Origin of the sequence: Saccharopolyspora antimicrobica, assembly GCF_003635025.1 — a bacterium.
In the GTDB taxonomy this organism is placed as follows: Bacteria; Actinomycetota; Actinomycetes; order Mycobacteriales; family Pseudonocardiaceae; genus Saccharopolyspora; species Saccharopolyspora antimicrobica.
The window spans coordinates 5,191,654-5,204,575 of the sequence record NZ_RBXX01000002.1; the positions used below are offsets into that span (position 1 = coordinate 5,191,654).

The 12,922-nt window shown below is 71.3% G+C and carries 10 protein-coding genes; 3 read left to right on the forward strand and 7 right to left on the reverse strand.

What is annotated here, in order from left to right:
* Positions 1-113 precede the first annotated feature (113 nt).
* Positions 114-1,589 (reverse strand): helix-turn-helix domain-containing protein, encoded by a 1,476-nt coding sequence (locus tag ATL45_RS24995; RefSeq protein ID WP_093155694.1) that lies wholly within the window; start codon positions 1,587-1,589, stop codon positions 114-116.
* On the opposite strand from ATL45_RS24995, the gene ahcY reads away from it, so the two are divergent.
* A complete protein-coding gene (gene ahcY / locus ATL45_RS25000; RefSeq protein WP_093155483.1) occupies positions 1,527-2,780 on the forward strand; it encodes an adenosylhomocysteinase in 1,254 nt (417 codons plus the stop codon). The genes ATL45_RS24995 and ahcY overlap by 63 nt on opposite strands.
* Before the next feature lie 121 nt (positions 2,781-2,901).
* Here the strand turns inward: ahcY and ATL45_RS25005 are convergent, their stop codons facing one another.
* Complete coding sequence (locus ATL45_RS25005) at positions 2,902-3,837, reverse strand: SDR family NAD(P)-dependent oxidoreductase (RefSeq protein WP_246025526.1); 936 nt, start codon at positions 3,835-3,837, stop codon at positions 2,902-2,904.
* A 148-nt stretch (positions 3,838-3,985) separates the two neighbouring features.
* Between ATL45_RS25005 and ATL45_RS25010 the strand changes: the two genes are divergently transcribed.
* Positions 3,986-4,996: an AraC family transcriptional regulator gene (locus ATL45_RS25010; RefSeq protein ID WP_093155486.1), complete on the forward strand. Its 1,011-nt coding sequence runs from the start codon at positions 3,986-3,988 to the stop codon at positions 4,994-4,996.
* A 387-nt stretch (positions 4,997-5,383) separates the two neighbouring features.
* On the opposite strand, the gene ATL45_RS25015 is transcribed toward ATL45_RS25010, so the two are convergent.
* On the reverse strand, positions 5,384-6,862 hold the full coding sequence (locus ATL45_RS25015) for an MFS transporter (RefSeq protein WP_211841281.1): 1,479 nt from the start codon (positions 6,860-6,862) through the stop codon (positions 5,384-5,386).
* A gap of 120 nt (positions 6,863-6,982) precedes the next feature.
* Between ATL45_RS25015 and ATL45_RS25020 the strand changes: the two genes are divergently transcribed.
* Entirely contained in the window at positions 6,983-7,888 is a 906-nt protein-coding gene (locus ATL45_RS25020) for a LysR family transcriptional regulator (protein WP_211841282.1), read from the forward strand.
* Positions 7,889-7,936: 48 nt separating this feature from the next.
* Here ATL45_RS25020 and pgl read toward each other — a convergent pair whose 3' ends face one another.
* From pgl to ATL45_RS25040, 4 genes are read right to left on the reverse strand one after another with little or no spacing between them, the layout of a single operon-like run.
* Positions 7,937-8,695: a 6-phosphogluconolactonase gene (pgl, locus tag ATL45_RS25025; protein WP_093155488.1), complete on the reverse strand. Its 759-nt coding sequence runs from the start codon at positions 8,693-8,695 to the stop codon at positions 7,937-7,939.
* Positions 8,692-9,639, reverse strand: coding sequence for a glucose-6-phosphate dehydrogenase assembly protein OpcA (gene opcA / locus ATL45_RS25030; protein ID WP_093155489.1), 948 nt, complete (start codon positions 9,637-9,639; stop codon positions 8,692-8,694). The genes pgl and opcA overlap by 4 nt, the downstream gene beginning before the upstream one ends.
* On the reverse strand, positions 9,636-11,174 hold the full coding sequence (zwf, locus tag ATL45_RS25035; protein WP_093155491.1) for a glucose-6-phosphate dehydrogenase: 1,539 nt from the start codon (positions 11,172-11,174) through the stop codon (positions 9,636-9,638). The genes opcA and zwf overlap by 4 nt, the downstream gene beginning before the upstream one ends.
* Positions 11,171-12,802 (reverse strand): phosphoglucose isomerase-related protein, encoded by a 1,632-nt coding sequence (locus tag ATL45_RS25040; RefSeq protein ID WP_093155492.1) that lies wholly within the window; start codon positions 12,800-12,802, stop codon positions 11,171-11,173. The genes zwf and ATL45_RS25040 overlap by 4 nt, the downstream gene beginning before the upstream one ends.
* Positions 12,803-12,922: the final 120 nt, after the last annotated feature.

Below are 12,922 nucleotides of genomic sequence, written 5' to 3' on the forward strand. Positions count from 1 at the left end.
CGGGCTGTCCTCGCCAGGAAACCGCTGGAACCCGCGGCGGTGCGAGCTGCGAGGGTGGGCCAAACGCCTCCGGCGTTTCAAAGAGAAAGAACCAGGAACAGTCTGAGCAGTTGCTACCGGGCCGCCGCCAGCTGCCGGGTCAGCTGGCGCACCGCGCGCTCGCTGTAGTCGGAGGGGATCGTCTCGCTCAGCTGTTGAGCCCGGTTGGCCAGCGCCGAGGCGCCGTCGACGTCCTGCGCGCGCAGGTGCGCGTGCGCGAGCCAGGTCGTGTAGAGCGCGGTCTCGCGGACGCGGCGGTGGTCGCAGCTGCGGATCGCCGAGGTCAGGCGCTGCCGCGCCTGCCGGGTGCGGCCCAGCGCGGTGTCGACCCGGCCGACGATGATCTCCATCTCCTCGGGCGTCAGCCAGTAGACCCACGCCGGATCGGGGTCGCCGTCGCGGCGGCACGCGTACTCGTCCTGAGCGCGCTGGATCGCGGTGGCGGCCTGACCGGGCTCGCCCGCCGCCACGTGCGCCCAGGAGGCTCGCGCGTGCAGCAGCGCGCGCACGGTCGGCGTCGTGGCGTTGCGGCCCAGGCCGTCGATGCGCGCCTGCGCCGACTTGGCCACCAGAACCGCATCGCGCGCCCTGCCGTACTCGGTGAGGTGCCCGGCCAGCGCCGACACCACCTGCGCGGCCAGCACCGGGTCGTCGGCGGCGTGCGCGGCCTGGATCCCGCTGAGGTAGTAGTGCTCGGCGGTCGCGATGTGCCCGGCGTCGGCCGTCGACCAGCCCGCCAGCTGGCACAGCTCGGCGATGGCCCGCAACAGCCCGCGGCCGATCTCCTCGGGATAGCTGGCGGTGCGCAGCAGCGTCGCGGTGCGGGCGACCTCACCGCGGATCGTGCTGTGCAGGTCCCCGCCCGCCACCACGTCGTCGGCGTGGTGCAGGTACCGCAACCGCGCCTGGATGCGGCCGAGCGCGCCGGAACCGATGCGCCGCCCGGACTCGCTCGTCCACGCCACCGCGGGCGGCGGCGGGGTGATCAGCCACTGGTGGGCCACGCGCACCGCGCGATCACCGGTCAGCCCGGGCTCGGCGGAGTTCTCCGCCAGGCGCGAGGCGAGCCCGTCGCGCTCCGCCGAGGTCCAGACGTCCTTGATGAGCTCCACCGGGTCGACGGCGGGGAGCTCCCGGGCGACAGCGGGGTGCGGCAGCAGCCCGGCGAGCTGGTCCAGCGAGAGCCCCAGCTCGCGGGCCAGCGCCTCCCGCATCCGCGGGGTCGGCGTGGACGCGCCGCGCTCCCACCGCGCCACGGTGGAGACGTCCACCTCCAGCCGGTGCGCGAGCGTTTCCTGCGTGTGGCCGCGGCTGCGGCGCTTCTGTGCGAGGTCGGACTGGCGTGCCACCCCGGCGACGTTACGCGCGGAACCCGCCCGCCTCCAGCTCGTCCCGCCAGATGCCGGGTTGACGCCCGGTTCGTGCTCTGGTTCCCGCGCCGACGGCGCGGTGGACTCGGTTCGTCCACCGAGGAAGGGAAGCAGCCGATGCCCCTGCTGCGCGATCCGGCGCTGGCCGACGACGGCGCCCGCAAGATCGAGTTCGCCCACCGCCGGATGCCGGTCCTGGCCGGCCTGACCGAGCGCTGGGCGGCGGAGAAACCGCTTCGCGGCGCGCGCATCGCCGCCTGCCTGCACGTCACCACCGAGACGGCGAACCTGTGCCGCGCGCTGGTCGCGGGTGGCGCCGAAGTGGCGCTGTGCGCGTCGAACCCGCTGTCCACGAAGGACGACGTCGCCGCCGCGATCCAGCGGGACCTGGGCGCCGAGGTCTTCGCGGTCCGCGGCTGCGACCGCGAAACCTACTACCAGCAGGTCAAAGGCGCGCTCGACATCGAGCCCACGCTGATCGTCGACGACGGCGCCGACCTGACCGCCACCGTGCACGAGCAGCGCCCGGAACTGCTGCCCGCGATCATCGGCGGCACCGAGATCACCTCCACCGGCGTGATCCGGATGCGCAACATGGCCGCCGACGCGGCACTGCGCTACCCGGTCCTGCCCACCAACGACGCGCTGACCAAGCACCTGTTCGACAACCGCTACGGCACCGGCCAGAACACCATCGACGGAATCCTGCGCGCCACCAACATCCTGCTGGCCGGGGCGACCGTGGTGGTGGCCGGCTACGGCTGGTGCGGGCGCGGAGTGGCGGCGCGGGCGCGCGGCATGGGAGCCGACGTCGTGGTCACCGAGGTGGACCCGGTGCGGGCGCTGGAGGCCAAGCTCGACGGTCTGCGGGTGCTGCCGATGCACCGCGCCGCCGCCGAAGCCGACGTCGTCATCACCACGACCGGCAACCGGGACGTGGTCACCGTCGAGCACATGCGGCTGATGAAGGACGGCGCGCTCATCGGCAACTCCGGGCACTTCGACCTGGAGATCGCGGTCGACGACCTGACCAGCACCGCGACCAGCCGCCGCTACCTGCGCGACAACTGCGTGGAGTACACCCTGCCCGAAGGGCACCGGATCCTGCTGCTGGCCGAAGGCCGCCTCCTCGGCCAGGCCGCGGCGGAAGCCCACCCGGCCGAGGTGATGGACATGACCTTCGCGACCCAGGCGCTGGCGGTCCGCTACCTGGTGGAGCGCGCGGGCGAGCTGGAACCGGCGGTGCACCCGATCCCGAAGGAGATCGAGAACGAGGTGGCGGTGGCGAAGCTGGCGGCCTACGACATCACCATCGACGAGCTCACGCCCCGCCAGCACGAGTACCTCACCTCCTGGCAGTTCGGCACCTGAGCGCCCCGACGGCCGATCGGGTGCTGTTCGGCGGAACACCAACCGGTCGGCCGGAAGGCGAAGCTAGCGTGGGTCTCCGCGCAACCACCCTGGCCCGCCCCACTGGTGGAACAGCGGCGGGTCAGGCCGGAGAGCGCTCGATCAGCTTCTCGCTCAGCTGCCACAGGCGTTGGGCGGACCGGGGATCGATGGAGTGCGGTGCGACGTCGGCCGGGACCTCGTCGGCGGTGAGGTCGATCGGGTTCGGGTCGGCGTCCAGTGGTGAGATGTCGCAGTTGTTGAGATAGACGCCACCGACTCCGGCGAGCAACGGGCTGGTGGCCGCGAACACGATGGTCGCGGCGCCCTGCTCCGGCGTCTTCTTCCCTCGGTCGGGATCGATGATCGGCTCCCCGGATTCGTCGATGAGGCCCATGGCCCGCTGAGCCTCCTCGCCCGCCGACTTGTTGAAATCCGTGGCGGGCACGATGCCGGGGTGCGGTGCGTAGGCGCGGATTCCGTCGGCGCTCCAGCGGCGATCAAGCTCGACCGTGAACAGCACGTTGGCGGTCTTCGACTGGGCGTAGGCGAGGTCCGGGGAGTGTCGGCCGGTGGTGAAATGCGGGTCGTCCCACAGGATGTCGGACATCCGCTGGGCGCCCGACGTGGTGTTGACGACCCGCGCACCGCCGGCTGCGCGCAGGGCGGGGTGCAGGCCCAACGTCAGCTGGAAGTGGCCGAGGTGGTTGGCCGCGAACTGCGCCTCGTAGCCGCGCGCGTCACGAACGATCCCACCTGGGCCCGAGAAGCCCGCGTTGTTGATGAGGATGTGGAGCGGCCGGCCGGTGTCGAGGTAGCGGGCGACGAAGGCGTCGATCGACTCCGGTACGAGCAAGTCCAGCTGACCGACCTCGACGTTCTGGATTCCGGCGACTGCCTTCGCTGCGCGGTCGGTGTCGCGGGAGCCGACGACGACCGAGGCGCCGGCCTCGGCCAGCGCGCGGGTGGCCACCAGACCCAGCCCGGAATGGCCTCCGGTGACGATCGCGTTCTTGCCAGTGAGATCGATGCCCGCCATGACGTCGTCGACGGTTGAGGCAGGGGTGAATCCGGATCCGATGGGGTGTTGACCGTGCGTGCGGCTTGGCGTCATGCATCCAGCCTGCACCGCAGCGCGTGGATTCTGAATCGTTGTCAGTCCGGATTTTCTTCGCGATAGTACGGAGATGGACAGGGATCAGCTCTCCGAGGTGTTCGACCTCATCGAGGTCCGAGGAGTGCTCTCCGGCGGGTTCGCGGAGCGCGGCCGGTGGGTTTCGCGCGGGGAGCTCCGGACCGCGCTGAAGTTCTTCGCGCTGGTGAGCGGTCACGCGCGGTTGACCACGGACGGAATCGACGCGCCGATCGAGCTCGAGCCGGGCGACGTCGCCGTGCTGAACAACCGGTCGTGGCTGGAGCTGGAGGGAGGCACCGGTGCCGGCCCGCGCAGCGAGATCACGCCCGAGGATCCCTCGGCTGATCTCGTCGGCGTCGACCTCGGCACCGACGATGTCCTCGTGGGTGGCCGGGTCGAGCTCGATCCGGCCGGTCAGGCGCTGCTTCAGGCGCTCCCGCCGGTCGGGCACATCCGGGGATCGACCGCCGAGTCGGCCACCCTGCGCGGCACCATCCGCAGGGTGTTCGACGAGGTGAGCAACCGCCGGATCGGCGCGGAGTTCGCGATCCGGCAGCACGCGCAGCTCTTGGTGCTGGAGATGATGCGCGTCTACAGCGACCAAGCCGAGCTGCCCCCGGGCTGGCTCCGGCTGCTGACCGACGAGCGGTTGCGACCCGCGATCGGGCTCATGCACGCCGAGCCGGGAAAGGCCTGGAGCCTGGACGAACTGTCCCGTGCCGCGGCGATGTCCCGCAGCTCGTTCGCGGAACGCTTCCGAGCCGTGGCGGGCGTCCCACCCCTGACCTACCTCGGCCGCTGGCGGATGCTGCTCGGGCAGCGGGCACTGCGCGACAGCGACGTCCGGATCGGAGCCCTCGCCGCGGAGCTGGGATACACCTCCGAGAGTGCGTTCAGCACCGCGTTCAAACGTCACGTCGGACTGTCTCCCCTGCGATACCGGCAGCGCCTGCGCACCCGCGAGCTTGCCCTGAACGGCGCCAGCACGGCAGCTGAGCGCGCCGACGGCCGAACGGGTGCTGCCCGGCGGATCACCGCCCAGTCGGCCGAGAGCCGTCGCTAGCGTGGGCCTCCTCAGCTCGATCGAGAGGAGTCCCGATGCGCAGGACCGGAATCCGGCGGGACTACCGCCTGGTCCGCCGAGCGCACGGCGAGGAGCGCGACCTCTGCGCAGAACTCGCTTGATGCCAGGTACTAGCGTCGTGCGCACGGGTTTCGAAGTCGTCCACGCCCGCACCCGGATTCCGGCCTGAGGCCGCGGTTTTCGCGCGCCCTCCCCGATTCCGTTCCCGGTGCTGGCCCTCGACCTGCCGGGGCACGGCGCGGCACGGCAACCCGCCGCCTACTGCCGGAACCCGCAGGATCTCGCCGAACTGGCCGAGACCCCATCGCCGATGGCCGGGATCGACCGCGCCGACAACGTCGAGCACGTCATCGGCGCGGCGCTCGGTCAGCTCTGGGCTGCGGCGCTGCGCTCCTCTCCGGTGGTCAGCAGCGGGACCAGTGCCAGGGCCAGCAGGGCCAGCAGAGGCTGGGTGATCAGGGCGACGGTGAACGCCCGGCTGTACTCGACGGGTCCGGTTCCGGAACCGAGGGCGGCGAAGAACACCAGTCCGATCACCGTCACGCCGAACGCCATGCCCACTTGCATGACCGTTTGGATGACGCCGGAGGCAGCACCGGAGTGCTTGCCCGGCACGTCGGCGAGCGCTGCCGCGACCAGCGGGCTCATGCCGAGGCCCTGGCCCAGCCCGACCACGGCCATGGCAGGTGCTAGCAACCAGCCCGTTACCTCCGTCCCTGCGCTGATCACGATGACCAGGACGATGGTGTTGCCGACGACGTTGATGGCATAACCGAGGCTGAGCACGCGGTTCCCCAGCCTGGGCGCCAGTTTCGGAGCCAGCAGCGAGCCGAGGGTGAAGGTCACCGCCAGCGGGGTGAAGGTGAGGCCGGAGTGGAGGGCGCTGTGCCCGAGCCCGGACTGGAGCTGCAACGGCAGCAGGAAGAAGAGGCCGCTGTTGCCCGCGAAGAACAGCAGGGCTATCGCGTTGCCGACACCGAAGCCGCGGATCCGGTGCAGTTCGGGCGGTACCAGGGGTGACCTCGCACCGTCGGCCACGCGGCGCTCCCACCGCAGGAACGCCAGCAGCGCCGGTGCGCTGAGAACGAGCAGACCGACCGTCCAGACCGGCCAGCCCAGTTCACGGCCCTGGACGAGTGGGAAGATCAGCAGCACCAGGGTGGCGGACAGCAGCCCGGCACCGGGCAGGTCCAGGCGCGTTCCGGTGCTGCCCGCGTGCTTGGGCAGGGTCCAGGCGGCGATCGCGATGGCGATCAAACCGACCGGCACGTTGATCAGGAAGATGGGCCGCCAGGTCAGACCGAAGAGATCCGCTCCGATCAGCATCCCGCCGATGAGCTGGCCCGCGATGGACGCAAGCCCGATCGTCGCGCCGAATGCGCTGAACGCCTTCGCGCGCGCCCGGCCGGTGAACACCAGCTGCAGGATCGACAGGACCTGGGGGTAGAAGAGGGCGGCGCTCAGCGCTTGTGCGATGCGAAACGCGATCAGCAGCGCCGGATTCGGCGCCAGACCGCAGGCGAGCGAGGAGAGTGTGAACAGGCCGGTGCCGAGCAGGAACATCCTGCGGTGCCCGAAGATGTCTCCCAAGCGGCCACCCGTCACCAGCGCCACGCCGTAGACCAGGATGTACCCGCCGATGACGAGTTGGACTTCCGCGTAGGTCGCCCCGAGTTCCGTGCGGATCGCCGGGGTGGCGACGTTGACGATGAAGTCGTTGAGCATGGACAGGAACGTGCCGGTCAGGACCGCGACGAGCAGCAGCCGATCCCGGACGGAGATCGTTTTGCGTGCGGCTGGTTCCGGCGTAGCGATACCGCCCCGGGAAGCCTGCGGAAGTGCCATTTGCCTCGGACTTTCTCGATCAGCGAAGTGGTTCGTGATCGAGGATCTGGCGGTTGGTGGGGCGGAACAACGACGAATTGCGGTAGCTTCGCTAAGTCGCGCTTAACGATGGAGGTCGTCGTGGAGTTTCGCGAGCTGGAATCCTTCCTCGTTCTCACCGAGGAATTGCACTTCGGGCGCACTGCCGAGCGGTTGCACGTGTCGCCGCCCCGCATCACCCAGAATCTCCAGTCGCTGGAACAGCGGATCGGCGGGCGGCTGTTCGACCGCACCAGCCGTCGGGTCGGGCTGACTCCGCTCGGCGAACAGTTCCGGGACGACATCAGCGATGCCTACGCGCAGTTGGCGCGTGCATTGGAGCGCGCCACCGCGACTGCCCGCGGCATCAGCGGAACCCTGCGGGTGGGATTCATCGGTTCGGGCGCGAACGAGCGGACTTCAGAGCTGGTGACCGAGTTCGGCGCTCGGCATCCGGGGTGCGAGGTGCGGATGGTCGAGGTGCACTGCGCCGATCCGCTCGGCCCGCTGCGTGCCGGAGAGGTGGACGTGCTGATCATGCGCTTGCCGGTCGACGAACCCGATCTGGAGGTCGGCCCGGTGCTGCTGGCGGAGCCCAGGATGCTCGCCGTACCCAGTGGGCATCCGTTCGCCGAGCGCTCGTCGGTGTCGGTGGAGGACCTGGCCAGGGTGGAGGTCGTCGACGTCGTGGGCCCCGCACCGGACTACTGGTGGGAGTTTCACGTCCCGACGGTCACACCCCGCGGCCGGTTGATCAACCGCAGGCACGGCGTGCGGACCTTCCAGGAACTGCTCACGGCGGTGGCCAACGGCCAGGGCGTGTCGCCGGTGGTGGAATCGGTGTCCCGGTACTACGCACGCCCGGACATCGTGCTCGTGCCGTTGCGGGACATGCCTGACTCCGAGGTCGCGCTGGTGTGGCGCACGGCGGGTGAGACCGCCCGGGTGCGCGCGTTCGCCGACACCGCCGGGGCCGTGGCACCGCGACCGCAGACCTGCGCGGTTTGAACAACGGTGAGCGGCGACCCTGCGTCCAGGGCGCCGCTCACCGCAGGGTCAGCTTCCGGTGGGGAGCTGGGTCGCTGCTGTTGCGTCCAGGAGCCAGAGGGTCTTGTTGCGGCCTCGGGCTCCTGCCGCCGGGATGTCCACCGGCTTCGCGCCAGCCAGGGCTGCCGCTACCGGCTCGGCTTTGGCCGCTCCGGTCGTCATCAGCCAGACCTCCGACGCCGCTTGGATCGCCGGGAGGGTCAGGGAGATGCGGGTCGGCGGCGGCTTCGGGCAGTCGTGGACGCCCACCACCGTTCGCTCCGCCTCCTTCACGTACGGCGTGTCCGGGAACAGGGACGCCGTGTGGCCCTCTTCGCCGACTCCCAGCAGGAGGACGTCGAAGCGGGGCACCGCGATGTCGGTGGCCGGGGCCGCTTTGGCCGCCAGGACCTCCGCGTAGTGCGCGGCGGCCGCATCTGCGTCCTCGCCGAACTTGCCGTCCGACGGGGCCATCGGGTGCACCCGCTCCGGGTCCACCGGCACGTGGTCCAGCAGCGCTTCGCGGGCCTGGGTCTCGTTGCGCTCCGGGTCGCCGTCCGGCAGGAACCGCTCATCGCCCCAGTAGACGTCCACGTTCGCCCAGTCCACCGCGCCGCGGGCGGGGGAGCGGCGGACCTGCTCCAGCACACCGATGCCGGTGCGGCCGCCGGTGAGCACCACCGAGGCCACGCCGTGCTCGGCCTGGGCGTCCACCAGCGCGGTGATCAGCCGCGCTGCCGCCGCGGCGGCCAGCAGCTCGCCCGAGGCGTGCACCACCACGCGGGTCACGACTCGTCCTCCGGCTGCTCCGGCTCGTCGCGGACGATCTTGTCCAGGCCGCCCAGGGTGACCTCGTAGATCTCGTCCGGGTCCAGGCGGCGCAGCTCCTCGACGAGGCAGTCGCGGACCTCGCGGCGCTGCAACGACACCCGGCGGTCCGGCTGGCCCGGCTGCGTCAGCGTGCCCACCTTGCCGTCCGGGCGGACGATCTCCACGTTGCCCGACGGGCGCTCCAGCACCGCCGAGACGATGCCCGGCCCGCGCGGGTGATCCACCCGGCGCACCGGGACCTCCAGGTAGCTGGCCAGCCACCCGGCCAGCAGATCGGTCGACGGCGAATCCGCCGCACCGGTCACCGTGGCGGCCGTGACCGGCTCGTGCGGCGGCAGGTCCATCGCCGCCGCCAGCATCGCGCGCCACGAGGTCAGCCGGGTCCAGGCCAGGTCCGTGTCGCCGTCGGCGTAGGACTGCAGGCGGTTCTGCAGGGACGCGATCGGGTCCGCCTCGTTGGCCGCGTCGGTGATCCGGCGGTGCGACAGCGCGCCGATCGGGTCCTTCGACGGGACCTCCGGGGCGTTGGTGGGCCACCACGCCACCACCGGGGCGTCCGGCAGCAGCAGCGGGACGACCGAACCCGCGCCCTCGTCGGCCAGCGGCCCGTACAGCCGCAGCACGATCACCTCGGACGCACCCGCGTCACCGCCGATGCGGATCTGGGCGTCCAGCCGGGGCGCGGCCTGCCGCGCTCCGCTGGCCACCACGATCACCCGGCACGGGTGCTCCCGGCTGGCGTCGTTGGCGGCCTGGATGGCCTTCTCCACCTCGGTGCCGTCGCCGGTGACGACCACCAGCGTCAGCACCCGGCCCAGCGCGACCGCGCCGCCGGTCTCGCGCAGCTCCACCAGCTTCTTGTTGACCTGCGAGGTCGTGGTGGACGGCAGGTCGATGATCACGGTCGCCTCCAGACGCGTCCGGTGCGGGCCATCATGGCCTCCGCCGACGGCGGGCCCCAGGTGCCCGCCTTGTAGGGCTGCGGCTTGCCGCGCGCGGCCCAGTGGTCCAGCACCGGGTCGAGGATCTTCCAGGACAGTTCGACTTCTTCGTTGACCGGGAACAGCGACGGCTCGCCCAGCAGCACGTCCAGGATCAGCCGCTCGTAGGCCTCCGGCGAGGACTCGGTGAAGGCGTGCCCGTAACCGAAGTCCATGGTCACGTCGCGCACCTCCATCGACGTGCCCGGCACCTTCGCGCCGAAGCGCATCGTCACGCCCTCGTCCGGCTGCACCCGGATCACCAGGGCGTTCTGCCCCAGCTCCTCGGTCATCGTGCTGTCGAACGGCAGGTGCGGCGCGCGCTTGAACACCACCGCGATCTCGGTGACCCGGCGGCCCAGCCGCTTGCCGGTGCGCAGGTAGAACGGCACCCCGGCCCAGCGGCGGCTCTCCACCTCGAGGGTGATCGCCGCGTAGGTCTCGGTGATCGAGTCGGCGGCGAACCCGCCCTCCTCGTGCAGCCCCGGCACCAGCGAACCGCCCTGCCAGCCACCGGTGTACTGGCCGCGCGCGGTGGTCTCGTCGAACGGGCCGACCGGCTTGGTCGCCGAGAGCACCTTCACCTTCTCCGCGCGCAGGTCCTGCGGCGCGAACGAGACCGGCTCCTCCATCGCCGTCAGCGCCATCAGCTGCAGCAGGTGGTTCTGGATCACGTCCCGGGCGGCGCCGATGCCGTCGTAGTAGCCCGCGCGCCCGCCCAGCCCGATGTCCTCGGCCATGGTGATCTGCACGTGGTCGACGTAGTGCGCGTTCCAGATCGGCTCGAACAGCTGGTTGGCGAAGCGCAGCGCCAGCAGGTTCTGCACCGTCTCCTTGCCGAGGTAGTGGTCGATGCGGAACACCGAGTCCTCGGGGAACACCTCGTTGACGATGTGGTTGAGGTGCTTCGCGCTCTCCAGGTCGTGGCCGAACGGCTTCTCGATGACCACCCGGCGCCAGCTGTCCCCGGACTGGTCGGTCAGCCCGGAGCGGGACAGCTGCTTGAGCACCGTCGGGAACGCCGACGGCGGCACCGACAGGTAGAAGGCGTGGTTGCCGCCCGTGCCGCGCTCTGCGTCGAGGTGCTTGACGGTGTCGGCGAGGCGGTTGAAGGCCTCGTCGTCGTCGAAGGAACCCGGCACGAACCGGATGCCCTCCGCCAGCCGGTCCCAGACGCTCTGGTGGAACGGGGTGCGCGCGTGCTCCTTGACCGCCTCGTAGACGACCTGGCCGAAGTCCTGGTCGGCCCAGTCGCGGCGGGCGAACCCGGTCAGCGCGAAGCCCGGCGGCAGCAGGCCCCGGTTGGCCAGGTCGTAGATCGCGGGCATCAGCTTCTTGCGGGACAGGTCACCGGTCACGCCGAAGATCGTCAGGCCGCACGGGCCGGCGATCCGGGGCAGCCGCTTGTCCCGCGGATCCCGCAGCGGGTTCTGCCACTGCTGCTCTGGCGGGGTCACCGCGCACCTCCTTGCGTCAGGTCCTGCACGGCCTTGACGAGCTCGACCAGCCCGGCCGCGCGGTCGGTGAGGTGCAGCCGCAGCACCGGCCGGGCGTGGTCGGCGAGCACCTGACCGTCGCCGAGCGCCTGAGCGCGCTGCAGGCCGGACAGCGTGTACGGCCGCTCCGGCACCTGCAGGTCCTGCTCGGCGGCACCGGTGATCTGCAGGAACACGCCGTTCTGGTGGCCGCCCTTGTGGTACTGGCCGGTGGAGTGCAGGAACCGCGGTCCCCAGCCGAAAGTGGTCTGCAGCCCGCTGCGGCGCGCCAGCTCCGGGCGCAGCACCTCGGCCGAGGCGTCGTCGAGGCGGTCCAGGTAGGCCTGCACCGCCAGGTAGCCGTTCTTCGGGGCGGCGGCCAGGAACGCGCGCAGCGCCTCGGCCACCGTGCCCACCCCGGGGGAGAGCCACTCGCCGGAGGCGTGCACCTCGATCGAACCGTCCACCAGCACCGGCGTCGCGGCCGGGCCACCGGACGGACCGTCCAGCAGCGCCCGCGCGGCCTTCTTGGCGGCCTCCACGTCAGGCTGGTCGAACGGGTTGATGCCCAGCAGCCGGCCGGCCAGCGCGGTGGCGAACTCCCACAGCAGGAACTGGCCGCCCAGCGGACCGGCGGTGCTGATCTTCGCGCCCCTGACGGCCGGGCCGACCGCCACGGTGGTGGCGTCCTCGCCCGCGTCGGCGAAACCGGGCGCGTCGGTGCTCTCCACGACGACCGGCAGCAGGCCGGTGCCGTTCTTGCCGGTGGACTCGGCGATCAGCTGCTCCACCCAGTCGCCGAAGCCCTTGATGCCGGAGCCGGTGTCGGCGAAGACGACCTTCTCCGCGCCGCCGGCGTGCGCCGCGCCGAGCGCGGCGGCCAGCTGCACGGCCGGGTTGTCCGCGTCGTCGGTGCTCAGCAGCCGGAACGCCGCGGCCGCGTCGTCCAGCAGCGCGGAGACGTCGGCTCCGGCCAGGCCCGCGGGCACCAGGCCGAAGGCGGTCAGCGCCGAGTAGCGGCCGCCCACGTGCGGGTCGGCGGTGAAGACCTTGCGGTAGCCGGCCTCGCGGGCGGCCGTCTCCATCGGGGAACCGGGATCGGTGACCACGATGATCCGGGTCACAGGATCGATTCCGTTTTGCGAGAAGGCCTGCTCGAAGATCCTGCGGTGCGAGTCGGTCTCGACCGTGGTGCCGGACTTGGAGGAGACCACCAGCACGGTGCGGTCCAGATCGCCGGCCAGCGCGTCGGCGACCTGACCGGGATCGGTGGTGTCCAGCACGACCAGCGGCACACCGGCGGTCGCGGTGATCACCTCCGGGGCCAGCGACGAGCCGCCCATGCCGGCCAGCACCACGCGGTCCAGGCCCTCGGCGTGCAGTTCGGCGCGCAGCGCGTCGATCTCGGCCAGCAGCGGGCGGGAACTCTCGTGCAGCGTTGTCCAGGACAGCCGGATGGATGCCTCGGGCTCGGCGTCCGGACCCCACAGCGCGGGGTCCTGGGCGGCGAGCTTGCCGGCAACCGCATCGGCGGCCAACCGCTCGACCAGCGGTCGGGCCTCGGCCGCTAGCGCCACATCGGGAATGTCGACGGAAATTTCGGTTGCCATGTACTTCCTTAACAGCGCTCGACTTGTTGGGTCGAACCCCAGTTCGATCTGGCCTTCCGGGGTTCGATCTTGGAAGCCAACTTCGTGCGACCACAGTGTCGCCCATCCGGGCAGGTGCGG